This is a genomic window from Hyphomicrobiales bacterium, assembly GCA_016710435.1.
GTDB lineage: Bacteria > Pseudomonadota > Alphaproteobacteria > Rhizobiales > Aestuariivirgaceae > Aestuariivirga.
The window spans coordinates 2,531,692-2,553,650 of the sequence record JADJVV010000001.1; the positions used below are offsets into that span (position 1 = coordinate 2,531,692).

Consider the following 21,959-nt stretch of genomic DNA (forward strand, 5'->3'; position numbering starts at 1 on the left):
AAACGGGGGCCCGCGGGGGGACAAGGCCCCCCGCGCCCCCCGGGGGGGGTGCTTGCACCGTCTCCGGAGAGATCGCCGGCCGAACAGTCGAGTACGCGGATTGGCTTGCGGGTCTGGGTGGGACGTGCTGCCACGTCGATGAGGGCATGGTGTGGCGGTGCGCTTGCGGCGTTCAAGGCGACGCAAATGGCCGCAGCAGGCCGCGACCGCGCAAGTAAGTGTGACCAAAAGGAGCGGCAAGAGACGGTAATGAACAGGCAAAGGACGATACAATCCATTCTAGGACTTGTTGCACTTGACGCGGCCCTCATCGGCTCGTGGAGCGCGGGCTTCATCGGCATCCGCTTTGCCAGCGACTATGCGCCGATCTCGCTCATCCTGCTGTGGCGGAGCCTCGTCTCCGGCCTCGTACTGCTGCCGCTGGCGCTCACCATGGGCCCGCCGCTGAAGCGAAACGAAGTGCTGGTGCAGATTGTCTTCGGCGCAGTGGCCATGGCGGGATACCTCGGGTGCTTCGCCGCCGCCATCGGCTTCGGCGTGCCGACCGGATTGGTGGCCCTGATCACCGACATGCTGCCGCTGGCCGTGGCCATCCTCTCCTGGCCCGTGCTGGGGCAGGCCCTCAATGCAAGACAATGGTTCGGCACCTTCGTGGGCCTCGCAGGCGTGTTGCTGGCCTCGGGGTGGTCACTCCGGCTCGGCGATGTGCCGCTCTGGGCCTACACGTTGCCGGCGCTCGGCACGCTGGCGCTGGCGCTCGCCGTGCTCCTGCAGAAGCGCGGCCCCACCAACACCATGCCGGTCTATCAGAGCCTCTGCATCCAGTGCCTCTCTGCTGCTGCCGTCTTCGCGGTCTTCGCCTGGCGCGATGGCGGCGTGGCCCCGGTGATGGACGTGCACTTCATGGGCGGCATTCTGTGGCTGGTCTTTGTGGCGACCTTCGTGTCGTGGGGTCTCTATTACATGGCGCTCCGCAAATCCTCCCCGGCGCGTGTCTCTTCCGTGCTCTACCTCAGCCCGCCCGTAACGATGATCTGGGCCTGGCTCGTGTTCAGCGAACCCTTGTCCTGGGCCATGGCGGCAGGCCTCGCCGTGTCGCTGATCGGCATCATCATCGTCGCCCGTGCCACGCCGCCACCTGCCTAGTGTTGCACGCCGTCGTCGTCGTGCCAGGATTGGTCTGGCGGCGTCGGGTCATTGCCGCGGTCGGCGGCGAAGACGCGGGTGATCTCGGCGCGTGACTGCCGGGCGATGTCGATGAGTTTGCTTTCATCGTCCGCATGGGCAGCGGATTTCCGCAGGAAGCGCTCGTCATGCGCCCGGAACCGGGTAATCGCGCGGTGCGCCTCGTTGGGGTGCATGCCAAGGTGCGTGAGCGCGTCTCGCGCAAGGTCCATGGATGAACCGAATACTTCGCGATAGACGGTATCGACACCGGTGCGCATCACTTCATAGGCGTGGGCGCGGTCGAACACACGCACCAGCAGCTTGAGGTGGGGAAAGTTCTGCTGCGCCAGCTTGACAAGTTCCGTCGCCTTCTCGCGGTCGTCGATGGCAACGACGAGCATCTTTGCTTCGCGTGCACCTGCCGACTCCAGGAGGTCCAGCCGCAGGGCATCGCCATAGAACACCTTGAAGCCGAACTTGCGCAAGGCATCCACCTGCGAGGAATCAAGGTCCAGCACCACCGTACGCTTGCCTTGGGCATTGAGCACGCGACCGATGGTCATGCCGAAGCGGCCGTGACCGGCGATGATCACGTCGACGCCGGAATGACTGATCGTGTCGGGATCGCGCAGGAAATCGCCATCCGCGAACCGCGGCTGCAACACCTTGCTGTCTACCATCATCAGCAACGGTGAAGCGGCCATGGACAAGGCGATCACCGCCGTGAGCAAGCCAGCCGAAGTGGCCGTGACGAGGCCAAGGCCCACACAGAAGGTAATCAGCACGAAGCCGAATTCCGAGCCCTGCGCCAGGGCGAAGGAAAAGCGCGAACTGTCTGCGCCGTTCATGCCGAAGCCGCGGGCCAGCCCGAAATGCGCGGCAAGTTTCAGGGCGATGAAGGCCGCAAGGCTGCAGGCCAGCAACATCGGTGCCGATGCGATCAGCGAGAAATCAATGCCCGCCCCGACAGCGATGAAGAAGATCGCCAGCAGCAATCCCTTGAAGGGTTGCAGGTCCATCTCAAGCTCGTGGCGGTATTCGCTGTCGGCCAGCACAACGCCGGCGAGGAACGTGCCGAGCGCGGGCGACAACCCGACAAGTCCCATGAGCAGCGTGATGCCCACGACAATCAGCAGGGCGAAGGCGACGAAGATCTCGCGGGTGCCCGTGTCGGCGACGATGCGGAATAGGGGGCGCATGAGATACCGCCCTGCCACCAGCACCAGCGCCACCGCACCGATAGTGAGCAGCGCCTGGACCCAGACAGGATAGGCATCCAGCAACGAGCCGCCGTGACCCCCATCCGTGTGCACGGCGGCAACAGCGATGAGCGGCAGAAGTGCCAGCATGGGGATGACCGAAATGTCCTGGAACAGCAGCACCGAAAACACCGATTGCCCGCACGGAGTCTTCAATGTCCCGTTTTCCTCCATCGTTTGCAGCACGATCGCCGTGGATGACAGCGCCAGGATGAGGCCGATGGCGACGCTCTCGCGCCACCCTGCACTGATCCACAGCGAGGCCGCGCCGATCACCAGGGCAACGCCGATCACTTGCAGAAGGCCCAGGCCGAAAATCTGCTTGCGCAACTGCCACAGCCGCGACGGTTCCAGTTCCAGCCCCACGAGGAAGAGCATGACGATCACGCCGAATTCCGCGAAGTGCTTCACGGACTCGCCCTCGCGCCCGATGAGGCCGATCACCGAAGGCCCGATGATGGCTCCGGCGGCGAGGAAGCCCAGCACCGAGCCGAGGCCCAGCCGCTTGGCAATGGGAGCCGAGATCACCGCCGCGGCGAGATAGATCAGTGCACCCAGAAGAAAATCGTTGAGGCTCATAGCGCGTGCCTCCGCTTGAAACCCTGTGGCAGCACGTAGTCTGCCGCGAGACGCTCCACCGGATCAATTTCGCCCCGCGCCAGACCTTCGAGTGTCGCGCGGTAGCGTTGAGCGGCTTGGGCCAGAGTGTCGGCGCTTTGCTTGCGCGCACCATAAATGACGAAGGGGGCGAGATAGGCCATGCCGCAGAGATATGCTGTCTGGTTGAAAGGCGTGAGCAGTTCCTCGATGGTGAAGCGGTTGCGGCCCTGCGGGTGATAGTAGGTCTCAAGGCCGCCGGTGCTGATGGCGGTCATCATGTATTTGCCCGACAACTTGTCGCCGCCCGTGCCATAGGCCCAACCGGACTCGAGCACGATGTCCAGCCATTCCTTGATGATGGCGGGCGCGGAATACCAGTAGAACGGATGTTGCAGCACGACGAGGTCGTGGGCCAGCAGCACCGCCTGTTCCGCCACCACGTCGATGTTGAAATCGGGATAGATGGCATAGAGGTCGCGCACCGTCACGCCAGCGATGTCCTGCGCCGCCGCGTTCAGCGCGTGCTGGGCAATGGACTGTGAGGAACGGGGGTGGGCAATGAGGACGAGGATGCGCATGCCGCCTGTACTATGGTCAGCTTTCTGCCGCTTGTGAAGTGCGCCGCGCATGCCGGAAGGGCGACCAGAGCGCCTTCAATCCTTCGAGCACAACCAGCAGTCCCGCCGCGGCTGCCACGGAAAGCCCCATGTGCATCCAGGTGAGGGGACTGAAGCGGAACAGTGTTGCCGCCGGTGCCCAGAACAGGCTGGCCGCCATCACCGTGAACACCAGCATTAGCACGGCGGTGAGCGCCCGGTTGCCCCGAGTGAACGTGTCCAGCAGCGAGGCGGAAAAATTGCGGTCGACGAAGATGAGTGCAATGACGGAGAAGACCAGCGTCATGAAGGTCAGGGTGCGCACCGCGTCTGCTGTCATCCCAGCCCAATGGGCATAGGCATAGACGGCTGCCACCAAGGCCAGCGTCAGTCCACCCTGAACGGCGCTCCACGCCAGGAGCGCCGCATCAAACAGCGGTTCTGAGAGCGTTCGGGGCGGCCGGTTCATGGTGTCGCGCTCCTCGCCTTCCGCTTCGAAGGCGAGCGAACAGACGGGGTCGATCACCATTTCGAGGAAGGCGATGTGGATGGGCGTGAACAGCACCGGCAGGCCGAAGAGCAGGGGTGTAAGCGCCAGTCCCGCGATGGGAATATGCACGGAAAGAATGAAGCCCATGGCCTTGCGCAGATTGTCATAGATGCGCCGGCCGAGCGAGACAGCCTTCACGATGGAGCCGAAGTCATCGTCCAGCAACACGATGGCAGAGGCCTCCCGCGCCACGTCCGTGCCGCGTCCGCCCATGGCGATGCCGATGTGAGCCGCTTTAAGGGAAGGCGCGTCATTCACGCCGTCGCCCGTCATGGCCACAATGTCGCCCAGCGATTTCAGCGTGCGGACAATGCGCAATTTCTGATGCGGCAACACGCGCGCGAAAATGGACGTGGATGAGACGAGGGCCCGCATGTCCTCATCGGAACAGGTTTCCACGTCCGCGCCAGTGGCCACAGTTCCAGCTGGAAATCCCGCCTTGTCCGCGATGGCCCGTGCAGTGACGGGATAGTCGCCCGTGATCATGATGACGCGGATGCCCGCAGAGCGGCATTGCCGCATGGCATCCGGCACGCTGGCGCGGAGCGGATCGGAGAGCCCCGCCAAACCTTCAAAGTCAAAGCGAAAACCCCGCGGCGTGGCGGGCAGGGAACCGCGGTGATGGGCGCGAGCCACGCCCAGAACGCGCAGGCCTTGACCTGCCATGGCATCAGCGGCGCGCGCCATGGCCTCGCGTTGCCGGGGACCGAGTTTGCACAATCGCGCAATGGCTTCCGGTGCGCCCTTCGCCGCCACGACAAGGTGCCCTGCGGAATCGTTCCAAACTTGCGTGACGGCGAGCAACTCCGGTTTCAGTCCGTAGTTGCGCTTCAGTGACAATCCATCCCGCGCAAAGGGCGCGCGCATTGCAAAGGCATGATCCATGGGATCGAAGGCTTCTGGCGCGGACGCGAGCGCACCCGCTCCAAGCAAGGGCATGGCGTGTGGAGGGGGAGCGGCGTCCACTTCGGTCATCCCGCCGCGCACCTGCCACACCTGCGTGACCTGCATGCGGTTCTCGGTCAGCGTGCCCGTCTTGTCGGTGCACAGCACCGTGGCAGAGCCCAGCGTTTCAATGGCGGCGGCGCGGCGCGTCAGCACCTGCGAGCGCGACAGGCGCCACGCCCCCATGGCCATGAATACAGTGAGCACCACGGGAAACTCTTCCGGCAGCATGGACATGCCCACGGCGATCCCTGAAAGCGCCGCGTCCAGCCAATTTCCCCGCAACACGCCATGCAGCAGCACGAGCAGAATGCTGACTGATATTCCCGCGACGGCGAATAATTTCACCATGCGCCGCGTCTGCATCTGCAGATGGGGCGGCTCCATGTCGATGCTGCGCAAGGCTTGGCCAATCTTGCCGATCTCGCTGTTCGCGCCTGTCGCCGCAACGATGGCGCGTCCGCTGCCGCGTACCACAAGGGCGCCCGCAAAAATCAGACCGTCACGGCCACCGGCCGCCGCTGTCTGCTTTTGCACGGGGATGGATTCACCTGTGAGCAGGCTCTCATCCACATGCAGCTCGCTGGCGGTCACAAGTGTTGCGTCAGCGGCAATGCGGTCGCCTTCGCCGACAAGCAGCAGATCGCCACGTACCACATCACGCCCGGCGATACGCACCATGGTTCCATCGCGGACCACCAGCGCGCGCGGACTCGTGAGGTCGCGCAATGCCTCCAGCACCCGTTCCGTGCGCGTTTCCTGAATGACCGTGATGAAGATGGACAGGCTGGCGAAGGCCAGAAGGATCAGGGCTTCGGCTAGGTCACCAATGAGAAGATAGATGACACCACCTGCAAGCAGCAGCGCCAGCATGGGTTCCCGGAGCACGTCCACGATCACGCGGAACGCCGTGCGCCTTTCGGGACGTGGCAGTTCATTTGGCCCTTCGGCCTGCAGGCGGCGAGCGGCGTCAGCCGAGGTCAGGCCTTCGGCTTGAAATGTTTGCGCTCGCTCATCCTGCACTTGCATCCGGTGAAATGTAGTCGGCCCGGCGCGGTGCGTCCATGACAGGCGTCAAGGCCGCCCGCAGGGCCAACGAAAAACCGCCCCGGCTTGCGCAGGGGCGGTTTCTGATTTCTGCCGGAGGCCGGACTCAGGAGCGGTATTGCTGGATGCGCGTGGTGCGCAGGCCTGCAAGGCCGTTCTTGTCGAGGGCGCGTTGCCACGAAAGATATTCTTCCGTTGTCAGCGTGTAGCGCTCGCAGGCTTCCTCGAGAGAGAGGAGACCGCCGCGCACCGCTGCCACGACTTCAGCTTTTCGCCGGATCACCCAGCGATGGCTGCCAGGCGGGGGCAGGTCGGCGATTGTCAGCGGGCTCCCATCGGGGCCGATGACGTAATTGACGCGGGGACGCAACTGACCGTTCATACGCAAACTCACTCACACACACCGGGCCTGCGCAACTGGCGCTTCACTGGCCCAACTGACAGTCACCCTACGTGGGGCAACTTAATTTTGGCCTAAACGCTTATGAAGAAAGTCCAAATTCAGGTGGATGGAATGGAGCATTTTGGAACAGACGGACATCATTTCTGCCTCCTGGAGTTGAAATGGAGGCGAATTGCGCCTGAACGCCCCTGTTGCCTTTGTCGCACGCCGCCGCCATGTAGGCGCCATGACGCTGTCGCTTTCACCTGAGGTTCTGGCCCTCGTCCACGGGGCCATGGCGCTGCCTGGCGACCCGGCGCGGCACCGGGTGGTGTGCGCCATGTCGGGCGGCGTCGATTCGTCCGTGGCAGCAGCCCTGTTGAAGGCGGCGGGATATGACGTCGTGGGCATCACCCTGCAGCTTTACGACCATGGCGAGGCGATCCGGCGGAAGGGCGCCTGCTGCGCCGGGCAGGACATTCACGATGCACGCCGCGTCGCGGCCGCCCTCGGCATTCCCCACTACGTGCTCGATTTCGAATCGCGCTTCCGCGAATCCGTGATCGACGATTTCGTCTCGTCTTATGTACAGGGCGCGACACCCATTCCCTGTGTCCGCTGCAACCAGACCGTCAAGTTCGCCGATCTTCTGGGCTACGCCCGCGATCTCGATGCAAGTGCGTTGGCCACAGGCCATTATATCGAGAGCCGCACCCGCGCCGATGGCCGCCGCGATCTGGTGACGCCGCAGGACATGGCGCGCGACCAGAGCTACTTCCTCTTCGCAACAACGCAGGCCCAGGCCGACTTCCTGCGCTTTCCGCTCGGCCGCTTGCCCAAGAGCGAGACGCGCGCGCTTGCGGCGGAGCTGGGACTGGTGGTCGCCGAAAAACCCGACAGCCAGGACATCTGCTTCGTGCCGGACGGCAACTATGCCGACCTCATCCTCAAGCTGCGGCCGGATGCTGCGGAAGCGGGCGACATCGTGCATGTGGATGGACATGTGCTCGGCCGTCATGCCGGCATCATCCATTTCACCATCGGCCAGCGCCGCGGCCTTGGCATTGCCAGCGGCGAGCCGCTCTTCGTGGTCAGGCTCGATGCCGGGAAGAAGCAGGTGATTGTTGGTCCGCGCGAGGCGCTGAAGCGCCACGACATCGCGCTCGCCGACGTCAATTGGCTGGGCGATGCGCCGCTGGCGGATGATCCGCTACCTGTCTTTGCCAAAATCCGCTCCAGCCGTCCGCCGGTGGAGGCCACCGTGCGCCGCGTCGGCACAGGCGCCAGCGTCTCGATCCTCGCAGGGGAGTACGGCGTGTCTCCCGGGCAGGCTTGTGTGCTCTACGATGGACTTGGTTCCAGCGCGCGTCTGCTGGGCGGTGGATTCATTTCACCGAATTGACACAAGTGCCCTGCACCTTCCGCGGTCATCACGAACGCCAGAGGGAATCCCATGCGCCAATCACCGAAGATCGAAGCCCTCAACGCCACCGACGTGCAGAAGGCCTACCGCCGCTGGGCCCCATTTTACGACCAGACCTTCGGCAAGCTCGTTGAGGCGGGGGTGCAGCAAACGGTGGCCCGCGCCAACCAGTTCAAGGGCCGCCTGCTCGAAGTGGGCGTGGGCACGGGCCTCGCGCTGCCACATTACGCGCCACATCTTTCGGTCACGGGCATTGATGTTTCGGCCGACATGCTGGCCAAGGCGCGGCAGCGCGTGGGCGAGGAAAGTCTCTCCAACATCGAATCCCTTCTCGAAATGGATGCCACCGCGCTTACCCTGGAGGATGCGAGCTTCGATGTGGCGGCCGCCATGTATGTGATCACCGTGGTGCCCGATCCCGCGCGCGTGATGCACGAGATGGCCCGCGTGGTGAAGCCCGGCGGCACGGTGCTTGTGGCAAGCCACTTCTCCACGCAAGGCATCACCGGCGTGATCGAGCGCGGCCTCGCCAAGCAGGCACCGCGGTTGGGCTGGCGGCCCGAGTTTCCCATCGATACCGTTCTCGTCAGCGACAAGCTGCGCCTCGTGAGCCTCCAGCCGATCAAGCCGCTGGGTTTCTTCACGCTGCTTGAATTCCGCCGTCAGAGCTGATTTCGGCCCTTAACTGAAAACCCAAGGAGCGTTGCGGGGCAGGGCGGGCTTCCCTATAGTCGCGGAAAAAGGAACCACACCACCGTGGCCAAACTCCACCGCAATGCGCAGCTCGAGAAAGACATCAAGAAGGGCATCGCCTGGTCGGTCCACGCCTTTACGACCTTTGGCATCGTCGCCGGCTTTCTCGCCCTCGTCGCCGTCCTGAAGAACGACGCCTTCACCGCCTTCATCTGGCTTGGCGTGGCGCTGTTCGTGGATGGCGTGGATGGCTCACTCGCGCGCAAGGCCCGCGTCACGGAATACACACCCAATTTCGACGGTGCCTCCCTCGACCTGGTGATCGACTACTTCACTTATGTCGCCGTGCCTGCCCTGATGATCTACTGGTTCAACATGGTGCCGCTGGAATTCATCTTTTCCGGCAGCACCTGGAGCCTCATCGCCGCCGTCATCATCATGGCGGTGTCGTGCTACACCTTCGCCAATGTCGGGATGAAATCATCCGACTACTATTTCGTCGGCTTCCCGGCGATCTGGAACGTGGTGGTGCTCTACTTCTATCTGCTGGGCACGGGAGCGGTCACAAACCTCATCACGGTGGTGGTCCTCGCCGTGCTCACCTTCATTCCCGTCAAGTTCGTGCACCCCCTGCGGGTGAGCCACTGGCGCTCATGGACCATCCCCATGACCGTGCTCTGGGCGGCCATGACGCTGAGCCTCATCATCTCCAAGAAGTTCCCGGAAAACGACGGCATCGTCGAGACCATCGAGGTCTGGCTTTTCGGTCTTGCATCCTTGTATTTCGCGGCGATTTCGCTGTGGCGCACCTTCATTCTGGGCGACAAGGGCGAGGACGAAGACGACGGCGAGGAAACAAAGCCGCAGCCGCAATCACCTGCTTGACGGGGGCGGGTGCGCCCCCCTATATCGCCTCACCGATGGCGGGGTAGCTCAGTTGGTTAGAGCACGGGAATCATAATCCTGGGGTCGGGGGTTCAACTCCCTCTCCCGCTACCATCCTCCCACAAGAGGATTTTCATCGGCAGGGGTGCGCGGCTAGAATGGTTCACATGCTCACCCGACGGTTTCTCCTGTCCACCGCTGCTCTTGGTCTCGCATCCCGTGCTTTGGCGCAGGATGCCGTGGTGCCTCTCCGCCTTGCCCTGATCGCGCCCCGCGCTGGCGATGACTATTTTGTCGGCTGTCGTGAAGGGGCATTGCAGGCCGCTGCCGAGGTGGCGGGCGCCCAACTCAGCTTCATGGCACCACCGGAAGAGGATGCCACACGGCAAGCCGCCCTTGTCGATGACATTGTTGCACAACGCTATGATGCGATCCTCATTTCGCCCATTCCCTCAGACGTGGTGATTGCCGCCTGCGAGAAGGCCATCGCCGCCGGCCTGCGCGTGATCTCGTTCGATACGCCGCTGCCGCCGGGGGCCCGCCACCTTCATCTCCGCACGCCTGACGTGGCGGATGCAGCACCGGCTTTGCTGCAAGCCATGAACACGGCCCTTGGAAAAAAGGGCGAAGTGGCTCTTCTCTCCACCGCCCCGCAGCGCGCCGACCATCAGGCCTTCCTCAAGGCCTTGCAACATGAATGGCTGAAGCCCGACTACGAGAACCTGATCCTTATCACCACCGTCTTCGGCCAGAGCAACGTGCATGTGGCCTACGCGGAGGCGCTCGCCATTGTGCAGGCCTATCCCAACCTGCGTGGCATCATTGCGCCCGATGCCCCGGCACTGATGGGTGCGGCCCGCGCGGTGCAGGATCTGGGCCGGACGCAAAGCATCAAGCTGACAGGTGTCGGCCTGCCGTCGCGGCTTGCGGGCCTCGTGCGCAATGGCGAGGTGCCCACCTTCATCACCTGGAGTCCGGTGGACGTGGGTTATGCCGCGGCGCGCATCGCGCTCTCGATCCTCCGCAACGAGGAAGCGATCCTCGCCGATGCACCGCTTCGCGCAGGCAGGCTGGGTGAACTGGTGGTGGACAAGGGTGGCGTGGCCAAGGTGGCTGAACTCATCACCGTCGATGCCGCCTCGATCGACAAGTACGACGATCTCTTCTGACGCCGAAGGCTCGCGCCGCCGCGCATCGGAGCCTTGCACCGCAGCGCCATGGCAATTCAGCGCCGCGCCCGCTATGAAGGCGCCCATGGTTCAAAGCGTTCTCATTGTCGGCGGCGGAATCCTAGGGGCATCGCTGGCCTTTCACCTGGCGGAAGCAGGCGCCGATGTGCGCCTTCTCGAGTCCGATCGCACAGTGGGTGGTGTCGCCACACCCAATTCCTGGGCCTGGATCAACGCCAGTTGGGGCAATGCGCCCGACTACTTCCGCCTCCGCCACGAATCCATGAAGCAGTGGCACAACCTCGATGCCCGCGTGCCCGGTCTGGTGTTGAACTGGTGCGGCGGCTTGCTGTGGGACTTGCCGGAAAAGGACCTTCTCGCCTACGCCGCCGAGCGCAACGCGCAAGGCTACGGCGTGCGCGTCATTGATGGCGCCGAAGTCCGCCGCATCGAACCAGCGCTGGCATCGCCGCCCGACCTTGCCGTTCATGTCGCGGGCGAAGGCGTCGTCGAACCGGTCCATGCCGTGGAACGGTTGCTGGCCGCCGCGCAGGCCAAGGGTGCAAAGGTTCTTCAGGGCACCACCGCGCGCTGGCTCATCGAAAGGAAGGGCCGCATCGTGGGTGTGATGACGGAGGAGGGCGACCTCGACGCCGACATCGTCGTGCTCGCCGCCGGTGCCTCCTGCCGCAAATTGTTGAAGCATGTGGGACAGGACCTTGCGATGGATGAACCGCCGGGCCTGCTCGTGCACTCGGCACCAGCGCCCGAACTCCTGCGTGGCCTCGTCATGGCGCCGGAGCTTCACGTCCGCCAGACTGCCGATGGCCGGCTTGTGGCGGGCACGGACTTTGGCGGTACTGATCCCGGTGACAATCCGCAGGCCGCCGCAGATGAACTCTTCACCAAGCTGAAAGCCTTTTTGCAGCACGGCGACACGCTGCAACTGGAACAGTTCACCGTTGGCTACCGTCCAACGCCGCGCGACGGTGTCTCCGCCATCGGCGCCATTCCGGCGATCGAAGGTCTCTACCTCTGCCTCACCCATTCCGGCATCACGCTGGCGCCAGCCCTTGGCTCATTCGGCGCGGCGGAGATCATGGGGCAGGGCCGCCACCCGCTCCTTGCACCATTCTCTCCTGGACGATTGCTCACACACACATGAAACCGCTCTCAGACATTCCGGCCGCCAGCCTGCGCGGTCTCAAAGCCGTGCTCACGGATATCGATGACACATTGACCCTGCATGGCCGCCTGCCGGCGCCAGCCTATGCCGCGCTGGAAGACCTGCGGCGCGCCGGGTTGAAGGTCATCCCCATCACCGGCCGCCCCGCAGGCTGGTGCGATCACATCGCCCGCATGTGGCCGGTCGATGCCGTGGTGGGCGAAAACGGCGCCTTCTATTTCGCCTACGACGACAAGGCCCGGCGCATGGAGCGCGTCTATGCCCAGACACCCGATGTGCGCAGTGCCAACACCGCGAAGCTCTGGGACATTGCCCATGCGGTGCTGAAGGAATTCCCCGGCACGGCCATCGCCTCGGACCAGGCCTATCGCGAAATCGATGTGGCCATCGACTTCTGCGAGGACGTGCCGGCCCTGCCGCTGGCGACGGCGCAGGCCATTGCCGAACGCTTTCACGCCGCCGGGGCAGAGGCCAAGGTCAGTTCCATCCATGTCAACGCATGGTTCGGCGCTCACGACAAATTATCAATGTCCCTCAGGCTCTTGGCCGACAAGTTCAACCTTTCGCATGAGCAGGCGAAGGCCGCTGTGGCCTATTGTGGTGACAGCCCCAACGACGCACCGATGTATGCCGGATTCCCCTTCGGCGTGGGCGTCGCGAACATTCGCCCGCTCGCCCACCTGATGAAGCATCTCCCGGCCTACGTGACCGACGGCGAAGGCGGCACCGGCTTCGCCGAATTCGCCGCCCGCGTGTTGAAAGCGAAGGCTTAGGTCAGGCGAATTCGGTCACACTCTGCCTGATCGTGAGTGGTTCGAGAGCGAATGCGTTGAACCGGCGCAGCGCGTTGTGATTGTGGTGCACTTTCAACCGCACCAACATGCCTTCGAAGCAGTCGGTGAGAAACGCCGCCGCGTCCTTCGTGTCGCGGTCCTAGGCCACTTCGCCCGCCGCTTTTGCTTCATCAAGCAATGCCGCGATTTCCGCTTCCCAGGTGGTGAACATCTGCGTCCAGTGACATCAAGAAAATCTCGAAGGCGCTGCATGGGACTGCGTGAACTGTCTTTGAGAATGGCGCCATGTTGCTAACGGCGTTCGCAGGCGTCGGGAACCGCGCTGGCGAACTTTTCCTTGCTCTTGAAATAGCAGTAGAACGATCTCCTTCGGCACACCCGCCGCGTGCACGATGGCGTTCAGGCCTACGCCATCAAATCCGTGCAACATCAGCGATTTAAGCCCTTCTGCAACCAACTTGTGCCGTGCCGGGCCGTTCCTGTGATTCATCACTGGTAGGCCAGTTTGCGAGTTGATATGGATTCCATGCTGTTGAGTCAGTCACAAGAGGGCGCCATGACCGACACCTCTGCAACGAGCCCACCGCACCGCGCTGATGCCAGTGGTTCCTCGGCCACAACCCAAGCCGTACCCGGCATACGCTCGGCGACCCGCCAGGAGCGGGAGCGGTTTGAATTGGCCATGATGATGGCCTTCATTTCAGACCCGGCAGCCAGGTGGGCGTGGTCCGATCAGCTTCAGTTTCTGACCGTCTTCCTTCCACTCGTGAACCTCTTCGGCGGAAAGTCGTTTGATCATGATTGCGCTCACGTCATTGGCGATTTCCATGGTGTCGCGCAGTGGCTGCCGCCGGGCGTACATCCCGATGACGAAGCGATCGGTGAATTGTTCGCGAGGCACATGTCCGAGCCGCGCCTCGGCGAAGTGCTGTCACTGTTTGAACAAATGGCCGCCTTTCACCCGTCGGAGCCGCATTGGTATCTTCCGCTGATCGGCGTTGATCCACTTTTTCGCGGCCGGGGATACGGGACGCTGCTGATGCAGCAAGGCCTGGCTGTCTGTGACCGCAGCCACCAGTGTGTATATCTTGAATTCACCAGCCCCCTGAACCGCACGCTTTATGAGCGTTTCGGATTCCGGACGCTGGGCGAAATCCGCTCGGGCGATTCACCGCCCCTGTTCCCGATGCTGCGCGAGCCGCACTAGATTTTGGTTATACGCTTCGAACGCCATGGATTAGTCTGGAGCAATGGACCAGATCATCGCCATCGTCACCAGCAAGGGCGGAATCATTCTTGCTGCACTCGCCGTCTTCCTCATCCTGGAACGGCTCTTCCCCGTGGCGCGCTGGGTGGGTGGCGTTTGGCGGGTGGTGAAGAATCTCGGTCTGGCCGGAGTGAACGCGCTGCTCTCGCCGCTCATCGTCCTGCCGCTCACGCAGTTTGCCGCTGGTCATGCGCTGCACTGGCGGCCGGAAGGGTGGAGCGGGGGATGGCTCATCCTTGCCGATTTGCTGCTGCTTGATTGCTGGATCTATTGGTGGCACCGGCTCAACCATCAACTGCCGCTGCTCTGGCGTTTCCACGAGGTGCATCATCTCGATGAGACTCTGGATGCAAGTTCGGCGCTGCGCTTTCACTTCGGTGAAGTGGTGCTGTCGTCACTTGTGCGCGCAGGCGTGATCGTCGTGCTCGACATCCCGTTCACAAGCGTGGTGTGGTTTGAATTGCTGGTGGCGCTGAACGCGATCTTCCACCACTCCAACCTGAAGCTCCCGTTCTGGCTTGAATATCCGCTGTCACGGATCATCGTCACGCCGTCGATCCACTGGGTCCACCATCATGCGGTGCGGCGTGACACGGATTCGAATTATGCCGCGCTGCTGTCGGTGTGGGACCGGCTCTTCGGCAGCAGCAGCGCCACGGCGCGCACCCCCGCCATGCCGATTGGCGTTGAAGGTCTCCGCGACAAGCCGGGTGCGGCGCTGGTGGCGCGGCCGTTTGCGCCGCGCCGCCGGCCATAGAACCGAATCGCCGATCCGGCTAAAGCGCCGCAAAGCCGCCATGTTCAGCGTGTTGTGAGCGGCTTTGCTCCAAGGATCATCATGTCCGTCTCGAAACCGTTCCGCGAAACCCTTGTCCAGCTCATGGCCACGGTGATGATCCCGCTCAGCGTGGCAGGCACCGGGCTTTACTACACCCGCTGGCAGCAGAACCTGAACGACCTGAAGACGATGATCGATCTCGTGAGCGATCCCAATGCCGAGAAGCGCAAGTACGGCGTGGCCATGTTCGAATACCTGCTGAAGAACGACAAGGTGCCGGTGGAATTCGTAGCCGCGCAACTGGCCTATGCCAACTCCTCCGCCGACAAGGAATTGCTGCCGCTGATGGAGCAGGCGCTGATCAAGGCCTCTGCCGAGAACACCAAGGTGGAAGTAACCTTCCGCGAGGCGCTGGAGCGCATGCCGAGCCGCATCTTCGTCCATACCTCGGACGAAAAGCAGCGCAGTTGCGTGCGCATGCTCGTCTCCAAGATGAAGGATACGGACAGTTCCGGCATCGTCATTCCGGGTTATGGCCGCGCCACCTGGGCGGGCAGCAACCACGAACTGCGCATCTTCCATGCGACCGACCTGGCGCGCGGCACGGAGATCGCCAATCTCTTCACCAGTGTCGGGCTTCCCGTGCAGATGAAGGATTTCTCGGCCGTCCCCGGCGCAACCTCCAAAAGCCGGCCCAACAGTTTTGAACTCTGGTTCGGCAGTGCCTCGCTTCCAGCAAGCTGCGGGTAACGTGGCACCGATCCTGCACTGAAACGCCTGATGCGGCCCGCAACGGCGGGAGCGTGTCATTTCGGAACAAGGAAGGTCGCGTGGCCACACACGACACATTCACGGACGCATTGCGCAAGGCCCGCCTTGCCGAAGCCGCACGGCTGGACGCGCTCCAGAACGTGGGCGATGCCCGTGGCCTGCGCCTTGCCGCCTTGCGCGAAAGCCTGCTGCCCCATCTCAAGGGCCATCCGCTGGCGGAAGGCTTCAATGAGTTGATGCTGCAACCCGGAGACACGCCGCGCCTGTGGATCGACCTCATTTCCTCTGTCGTGGTCGAACCCGACACGCGCCACTACCGCCTCCAGCAGGAACGCGATGGCCGCCGCGACGTACTGCATGAAACCGACGACCTCAACGACATGTCCCAGGCCGTGTTGCGCTATATCGCCCACCGGGTGATCGCCCGCGAGAAGGCCTCCGCCACCCAGGCCATACCATCAGGCGACTCAGACGCCGGATACAACCTCGGCGAGATGGTCTACGTCTGGTTCACCGGCGCCGCACTTGGCGTGCTGGCCATGTTGGTCGCCGCTATCCTGTTGGGATTCCTTCATATTTGAACTGTTTCCCACTGTTACAAACTGAAACCTGTTTTGATTTCCGCCCGCCACCAGCTCGCGTTAGGTAGCGCGGAGGGAACGCGTCAACGAGTGGGTGAATTCAAGCGCGATGAGTTTTGACACGCAAAGACAGGAGCAGCCGGCCGTCTTGAACCGGACGCCGCGCCGCAGCGATGCGCTTCCCCAGCGTCTGGGAGGATTCCAGACGATTGCCGATGGGCTCGATTACGCCGCGAAGGGTGTCACCGGATTCAATTTCTATGGCGGCCGCGGAGCCCTCGCCGAGGTGCTGCCCTTTGCCGACCTGCGCCGCCGCGCGCTCTCCACCGCCCGCAAACTCCTGTCGCTCGGCCTGAAGCGCGGCGACCGCGTGGCTGTCGTTGCGGAAACGGGTGGCGAGTTCATGGCCGTGTTCTTCGGCTGCCAGTATGCGGGCCTCGTGCCGTGCCCGGTGCCCTACAGCATGTATATCGGCGGACGAGACGCCTACATCGAACGCGTGGCCGGCATGTTCCGCGCGGCGGATGTCTCCGCCGTCATCACCTCGGAAGATGTGAAGGAACACATCCGCGAAGGGGCCGCGCTCGCCAACGTGAGCGTCGTCTTCTCCCATGCCGAACTGAATGCCTGCCCGGAGTCGCTCACGCGTCTGGAAGGCTTTGGCCCGGACGACGTGGCCTATATCCAGTATTCGTCGGGCTCCACCTCGTCGCCCAAAGGCGTGCTCATCATGCAGCGCTCCATCATGGCGAATGCAGATGGCATCCTGCGCAACGGCCTGAAGGTGCGGGAAGGCGACCGCGCCTTCTCCTGGCTGCCGCTCTATCACGACATGGGCCTGGTCGGCTTCTGCCTGGCGCCGATGCTGGGACAGGTGACAGTGGATTATCTCCCCACCACAGCCTTCGCACGCCGCCCTTCGCTGTGGCTCAAGCTGATGTCGGAGAACCGTTCGACCGTCTCTTATTCACCCACGTTCGGATACGAACTCGCCTGCCGCCGCGTCAACGGCGAGGCCATTACGCTGGACCTGTCGCAGTGGCGCGCAGCGGGTATCGGCGGCGACATGGTCCGCGCCGAAGTGCTGCAGGACTTCGCCAAGACTCTCTCGCTTGCGGGCTTCAATCCGCGCGCCTTCGTGCCGAGCTACGGCATGGCGGAATCGACCCTCGCCATTTCCTTCAGCGACGTCGATGCGCCGATCAAGATCGACACCATCGACATCGGCGCCCTCAAGACGAGAAAGCGCGCCATTCCCGCCAAGGCAGGCACGGAGCGCACCCGCAGCTTCGTGATCTGCGGCGCAGCACTGCCGGAACATGTGATCGAAGTGCGCGGCGACAATGGCGGCGTGCTGGACGAACGCGACGTGGGCCGCATCTACGTCAAGGGCCCGTCCATCATGGCGGGCTACTACAAGGCCGAGGAAGCAACGGCGCAGGCGTTGGGCAGCGATGGCTTCCTCGACACCGGCGACATGGGCTACCTGCTGAATGGCGAGATCGTCATCACCGGCCGCGCCAAGGACCTCATCCTGCACAATGGCCGCAACATCTGGCCGCAGGACATCGAGTGGGCGGCGGAAACGATTGCACCGCTCAAGTCTGGCGATGTGGCGGCCTTTGCCATCGAAGGTTCTGACGGTGACGACGAAGTGGTCGTGCTGGTGGAATGCAAGCTCTCCGATCCCCTGCAACAGGAAGAGCTGCGCAAGTCCGTGCACATGAAGGTGATGCAGGCCGCGGGCGTGGATTGTACGATCATCCTCGCGCCGCCGCGCAGCCTGCCCTTTACCTCCTCGGGCAAGCTCTCCCGCGCCGGTGCCCGCGACCGTTATCTCGCCGGGGAAATTGCCGAGATTGCGCCCGACCAAGGCCGGGCCTGATCACAAGCATGGTCATTGCCGTCACGGGTGGAACAGGATTTGTTGGCCGCCATGTGCTGAACCAGCTTGCAGTTTCCGGCCACCCGGTTCGCGCCCTGGCCCGCACACCCGCAAACCTGCCGCAACACGCCAGCATCACATCCGTTGCGGGTGATCTTGCCGATCCTGATGCGCTGGCCCGCCTGTGCGAAGGCGTGGACCGCGTGCTGCACATTGCAGGCGCCATCAGCGGCACGCCGGCGCAGATGATGCGCGTCAACGCCGAGGGCACCAGGGCGCTGCTCCGCGCCGCCGACAAGGCAGGGGTGATGCGCGTCGTGCATCTCTCGTCCCTCGCCGCGCGCGAGCCGGGGATTTCGCCCTATGGCCGCAGCAAGGCCGAAGGCGAGTCGGCGGTGAAGGCAGCGGCACGCGGAATATCGACACTCATCATCCGCCCGCCCGCCGTCTACGGCGAAGGTGACACGGCGACCATTCCCTTGCTCAAGGCGCTCACCTCCCGCACGGCCATGCTGCCCGGATCAGCCGCGGCGCGCTTCTCGCTCATCCATGCCGAAGACCTGGCGCGCATCTGCGTCGCCGCCCTTGCAAGTCCGGTGGAAGACGTGCGCGAAGTCGACGATGGTCACGGGGCCTACACTTGGCCCGAGGTCGCCCAGACATTGCGAGCTGTGAGCGGCAGGCCGGGGCAGGTGATCTTCCTCCCACGCCTCCTTGCGATGACTGTAGGTCACGCCGCCGACGGATTGTCCGTTCTCACCAGAACACCGGGCATGATCTCGGCAGGCAAGATGCGCGAACTCTACCATGGCGACTGGGTCTCCCGCCCCCCGGGATGGCCGCGCGAAAATCCCGTCCCGCTCGAACAGGGCATGCGCCGCACGCTCGCCTGGGCCATGGCGCAACGCCTGTTGCCGCAACTCCCGCTCACCGATAGAAGCGCCACATCATGACCACCGACAAGCCCATCATCGATGAAATCTGCCGCCTGCTGGCCCCGCACAATCCCAAGGGCATCGCACTTTCCGCGGCAACCGACATTCCGCGCGAACTGAACATCGACTCCGTCGGCGTTCTCGATTTCATCATGGAGGTGGAAGACACCTTCGACATCGAGATCCCCATGAACGTTGTCGCCGAGACGCATACCATCGGCGACCTCGTGAAAGTCGTCGAAGCACGCATCAGGAAAGGCTGAGCATGACTGATCTGTTCGACAAGCACCGGCCCATCGCCGAGCGCTTCCAGCGCATGATGGAACTGGGCGTGAATGCCGTGGGCATCACCAACGACAAGCTGCTCTCGCCCACGTGCGCCCTGATCCAGGGCCGCGAGACGATCCTCGCGGGCACCAACAACTACATGGGCATCACCTTCGAACCCTCGGCCATCGCCGCGGGCAAGAAGGCATTGGACGATTTCGGCACGGGCACCACAGGCTCGCGCATCGCCAACGGCTCCTACGCCATGCACAAGGAACTGGAGCGGGAACTGGCGAAGTTCCTGAACCGCAAGCACTGCATCGTCTTCACCACGGGCTACCAGGCGAACCTCGGCATGATTTCCGGACTCGCTGGCGCCCGCGACACGGTCTACCTCGACGCCGACTCGCACTCCTCCATCTATGACGGCTGCACGCTCTCCGGTGCCAAGCTCGTGCGCTTCCGCCACAACGATGCCGCCGACCTCGACAAGCGTCTCTCCCGTTCGGAAGGCGAAGAGGGCGGCAAGCTGGTTGTTCTGGAAGGCATCTACTCGATGCTGGGCGACCGCGCGCCCTTGAAGGATTTCGTGGAACTGAAGAAGAAACACAATTTCCAGCTTCTTGTGGACGAGGCCCATTCCTTCGGCGTGCTCGGGCCCCACGGACGTGGCCTTGCCGATGAAGCAGGCCTCGAGGCGGAAGCGGATTTCGTTGTGGGTACCTTCTCCAAGAGCATCGGCTCCATCGGCGGCTTTGGCGCGGGCGATCATCCGCTGTTCGAAACGCTGCGCTATGCCATGCGGCCCTACATGTTCACGGCGTCCTCATCGCCCGCCACCATTGCCACCTCGATTGCCGCGGTGAAGACACTCGCCCGCGAACCCGAACGCCGCGATGCGTTGCGCCGCAACTCGGAGCGCCTGTTCAACGGTTTCCGTTCGCTCGGCCTTGAAATGGGCTGCGAAGAGGTGAGCCCGGTGATCGCAGTGAAGTGCAAGGACGAGCCCTCCACCATCATGATGTGGAATGCGCTGCTCAATGCGGGCGTCTACGTCAACATCGCGCTCCCGCCCGGCACGCCCAACCGCATCTGCCTGTTGCGCTGCTCCGTCTCGGCCGCACACACGGATGCGGAAATCGACCAGGTGATCGCGGCATTTGGGACGGTGGTCGCGGGGAACCAGGCTTAGTGCCCTTCGAACCCGACCAGCGTGTGCACTTTCACGCCCTTGTCCCGCAGTTTCGTGGCGCCTCCCAGCTCGGGCAGATCGATCACGAAGGCGGCGGAGACCACCTGTCCGCCTGATTTGCGGATGAGGTCGATGGCAGCACCCGCCGTTCCACCCGTGGCGATGAGATCATCCACCAGCAGCACGCGGTCGCCTTCGGCAATCGCGTCGGCGTGCATCTCGATCGTATCCACGCCATATTCCAGCGCGTATTCCTGCCCGATCACTTTGGAGGGGAGCTTGCCCTTCTTGCGGATGGGAATGAAGCCGCGCCCCAGCGTGTGCGCCACCGCGCCGCCGAGAATGAAGCCCCGCGCCTCGATCCCCGCGACGTAGTCGATCTCCGCCTTCAGAAACGGCCATGCCAGTTCATCCACCGCTGCCCGGAACCCATGCAGGTTTGAGAGCAGCGTGGTGATGTCGCGGAACATGATCCCCGGCTTGGGATAATCGGGAATGGTGCGGATGTAGCGCTTGATGTCGAAGCCGTTGCGTAGGTCCATGTCCGTTTCCCCCAGTTTCCGTGTCAGGGCCATTTCACTTCAGGTGGCATTGACGAGAGGATGCTGTCAACATTGCCGCCGGTCTTGAGGCCGAAAATCGTGCCACGGTCGTAGAGCAGGTTGAACTCCACGTAGCGCCCGCGGCGGATCAACTGTTCTTCACGGTCTTCCGCCGTCCACGGCGTCTGCATGTTTCGGCGCACGAGCGCGGGGTAGACCGAGCGGAAGGCCTCGCCCACGTCCTTCACGAAGGCGAAGGCAGCATCGCCCGCATCAAGGTAGTCGAAAAATATGCCGCCGATGCCGCGCGGTTCCTTGCGGTGAGGCAGGTAAAAATACTCGTCGCACCACGCCTTGTAGCGCTCATAGTCGGCGATGGCATGGGCCGTGCAGGGGGCTTTCATGGCTGCATGGAAAGCGACTGAATCCGGATCGTCCTGCGTTCGCCTGCGCATCAATACAGGCGTGAGATCGGCACCGCCGCCAAACCACGCCTTCGTCGTCACCACGTGGCGGGTGTTCATGTGAACGGCGGGAATATTCGGATTGCGCGGATGAATAATGAGGGAAATGCCTGACGCCCAGAAACGAGGATCCACATCCGCACCGGGGATCTGCTTGCGGAACTCGGGTGAGAATTCGCCGTGGACGGTGGAGACATGCACCCCGGCCTTCTCGAAAAGCCGCCCGTGCAACAGCGCCATGGTGCCGCCGCCCTGGTTCTCGCCCCGCAGCCATGACGTACGCACGAAACGCCCGCCGGGAGCAGGGCCTTCGGCCTCGTCCTCCAGCCGCTCAAGGTCGGCAGTGATGCGGTCCTGCAATCCCTCGAACCACGCTTGCGCCACCTCTTTCATGCCCGGCCTTTCTGAAATGTTCAGATTTGTTTTCGGGGCCGTGGTTAAGGCATTCTTGCGCGCTTTGCCACGGTCGCCTGCAGGGCGCGGCAAAACCGCGCGAATACATGTGCTTGCATGGACCGAACAACGTGTCAGGCCAAAACGGTGGTTGCGCCGTTACGATCTCGTCAACCACGGCAAACAAC

21 protein-coding genes and 1 tRNA gene are annotated in these 21,959 nt (G+C 63.3%); 16 read left to right on the forward strand and 6 right to left on the reverse strand.

The features are described from left to right. Positions 1 to 249 precede the first annotated feature (249 nt). Positions 250 to 1,146, forward strand: coding sequence for a DMT family transporter (locus IPM06_12290; protein MBK8771200.1), 897 nt, complete (start codon positions 250 to 252; stop codon positions 1,144 to 1,146). Here the strand turns inward: IPM06_12290 and IPM06_12295 are convergent. The 4 genes from IPM06_12295 to IPM06_12310 all read right to left on the reverse strand — a co-directional run bounded on the left by IPM06_12295 (position 1,143) and on the right by IPM06_12310 (position 6,546). Continuing rightward, entirely contained in the window at positions 1,143 to 3,005 is a 1,863-nt protein-coding gene (locus IPM06_12295) for a cation:proton antiporter (protein MBK8771201.1), read from the reverse strand. The two genes, IPM06_12290 and IPM06_12295, sit on opposite strands and share 4 nt — an antisense overlap. Beyond that, the gene (locus tag IPM06_12300; GenBank protein MBK8771202.1) at positions 3,002 to 3,604 is read right to left on the reverse strand and encodes an NAD(P)H-dependent oxidoreductase; all 603 of its coding nucleotides are present in this window, start codon (positions 3,602 to 3,604) and stop codon (positions 3,002 to 3,004) included. Before IPM06_12300 ends, IPM06_12295 begins: the two co-directional genes overlap by 4 nt. A 16-nt stretch (positions 3,605 to 3,620) precedes the next feature. Continuing rightward, complete coding sequence (locus IPM06_12305) at positions 3,621 to 6,146, reverse strand: cation-translocating P-type ATPase (protein ID MBK8771203.1); 2,526 nt, start codon at positions 6,144 to 6,146, stop codon at positions 3,621 to 3,623. A gap of 124 nt (positions 6,147 to 6,270) precedes the next feature. After that, entirely contained in the window at positions 6,271 to 6,546 is a 276-nt protein-coding gene (locus tag IPM06_12310) for a DUF1153 domain-containing protein (GenBank protein ID MBK8771204.1), read from the reverse strand. A 247-nt stretch (positions 6,547 to 6,793) separates the two neighbouring features. On the opposite strand from IPM06_12310, the gene mnmA reads away from it, so the two are divergent. The 15 genes from mnmA to IPM06_12385 all read left to right on the forward strand — a co-directional run bounded on the left by mnmA (position 6,794) and on the right by IPM06_12385 (position 20,372). Further along, positions 6,794 to 7,948 (forward strand): tRNA 2-thiouridine(34) synthase MnmA, encoded by a 1,155-nt coding sequence (gene mnmA / locus IPM06_12315; GenBank protein MBK8771205.1) that lies wholly within the window; start codon positions 6,794 to 6,796, stop codon positions 7,946 to 7,948. Positions 7,949 to 7,999: 51 nt separating this feature from the next. Beyond that, positions 8,000 to 8,641 carry a methyltransferase domain-containing protein gene (locus IPM06_12320; protein MBK8771206.1) on the forward strand — a complete coding sequence of 214 codons (642 nt, stop codon included), beginning with the start codon at positions 8,000 to 8,002 and terminating at the stop codon, positions 8,639 to 8,641. 123 nt (positions 8,642 to 8,764) lie between these two features. Further along, on the forward strand, positions 8,765 to 9,547 hold the full coding sequence (locus IPM06_12325; protein MBK8771207.1) for a CDP-alcohol phosphatidyltransferase family protein: 783 nt from the start codon (positions 8,765 to 8,767) through the stop codon (positions 9,545 to 9,547). A gap of 37 nt (positions 9,548 to 9,584) precedes the next feature. Next, a tRNA-Met gene (locus IPM06_12330) sits at positions 9,585 to 9,661 on the forward strand. Positions 9,662 to 9,714: 53 nt separating this feature from the next. Continuing rightward, complete coding sequence (locus IPM06_12335; protein ID MBK8771208.1) at positions 9,715 to 10,716, forward strand: substrate-binding domain-containing protein; 1,002 nt, start codon at positions 9,715 to 9,717, stop codon at positions 10,714 to 10,716. A gap of 85 nt (positions 10,717 to 10,801) precedes the next feature. Continuing rightward, the gene (locus tag IPM06_12340) at positions 10,802 to 11,881 is read left to right on the forward strand and encodes an FAD-binding oxidoreductase (GenBank protein ID MBK8771209.1); all 1,080 of its coding nucleotides are present in this window, start codon (positions 10,802 to 10,804) and stop codon (positions 11,879 to 11,881) included. Further along, the gene (locus tag IPM06_12345; protein ID MBK8771210.1) at positions 11,878 to 12,675 is read left to right on the forward strand and encodes an HAD-IIB family hydrolase; all 798 of its coding nucleotides are present in this window, start codon (positions 11,878 to 11,880) and stop codon (positions 12,673 to 12,675) included. Before IPM06_12340 ends, IPM06_12345 begins: the two co-directional genes overlap by 4 nt. Before the next feature lie 703 nt (positions 12,676 to 13,378). Further along, positions 13,379 to 13,903 (forward strand): GNAT family N-acetyltransferase, encoded by a 525-nt coding sequence (locus IPM06_12350; GenBank protein MBK8771211.1) that lies wholly within the window; start codon positions 13,379 to 13,381, stop codon positions 13,901 to 13,903. Positions 13,904 to 13,946: 43 nt separating this feature from the next. Continuing rightward, complete coding sequence (locus IPM06_12355; GenBank protein ID MBK8771212.1) at positions 13,947 to 14,720, forward strand: sterol desaturase family protein; 774 nt, start codon at positions 13,947 to 13,949, stop codon at positions 14,718 to 14,720. A gap of 81 nt (positions 14,721 to 14,801) precedes the next feature. Beyond that, positions 14,802 to 15,491, forward strand: coding sequence for a hypothetical protein (locus IPM06_12360; protein ID MBK8771213.1), 690 nt, complete (start codon positions 14,802 to 14,804; stop codon positions 15,489 to 15,491). Between the two features lie 80 nt (positions 15,492 to 15,571). After that, positions 15,572 to 16,093, forward strand: a complete 522-nt coding sequence (locus tag IPM06_12365; GenBank protein ID MBK8771214.1) for a hypothetical protein — start codon at positions 15,572 to 15,574, stop codon at positions 16,091 to 16,093. 109 nt (positions 16,094 to 16,202) lie between these two features. Further along, positions 16,203 to 17,978, forward strand: coding sequence for a fatty acyl-AMP ligase (locus IPM06_12370; protein ID MBK8771215.1), 1,776 nt, complete (start codon positions 16,203 to 16,205; stop codon positions 17,976 to 17,978). 8 nt (positions 17,979 to 17,986) lie between these two features. Continuing rightward, complete coding sequence (locus IPM06_12375; GenBank protein ID MBK8771216.1) at positions 17,987 to 18,931, forward strand: NAD-dependent epimerase/dehydratase family protein; 945 nt, start codon at positions 17,987 to 17,989, stop codon at positions 18,929 to 18,931. Continuing rightward, complete coding sequence (locus IPM06_12380; GenBank protein MBK8771217.1) at positions 18,928 to 19,176, forward strand: acyl carrier protein; 249 nt, start codon at positions 18,928 to 18,930, stop codon at positions 19,174 to 19,176. The genes IPM06_12375 and IPM06_12380 overlap by 4 nt, the downstream gene beginning before the upstream one ends. Before the next feature lie 2 nt (positions 19,177 to 19,178). Next, positions 19,179 to 20,372 carry an aminotransferase class I/II-fold pyridoxal phosphate-dependent enzyme gene (locus tag IPM06_12385; protein MBK8771218.1) on the forward strand — a complete coding sequence of 398 codons (1,194 nt, stop codon included), beginning with the start codon at positions 19,179 to 19,181 and terminating at the stop codon, positions 20,370 to 20,372. On the opposite strand, the gene IPM06_12390 is transcribed toward IPM06_12385, so the two are convergent. Continuing rightward, the gene (locus IPM06_12390; protein ID MBK8771219.1) at positions 20,369 to 20,914 is read right to left on the reverse strand and encodes an adenine phosphoribosyltransferase; all 546 of its coding nucleotides are present in this window, start codon (positions 20,912 to 20,914) and stop codon (positions 20,369 to 20,371) included. The genes IPM06_12385 and IPM06_12390 overlap by 4 nt on opposite strands. Positions 20,915 to 20,937: 23 nt before the next feature. Continuing rightward, entirely contained in the window at positions 20,938 to 21,771 is an 834-nt protein-coding gene (hemF, locus tag IPM06_12395) for an oxygen-dependent coproporphyrinogen oxidase (GenBank protein ID MBK8771220.1), read from the reverse strand. Between the last annotated feature and the right edge of the window lie 188 nt (positions 21,772 to 21,959).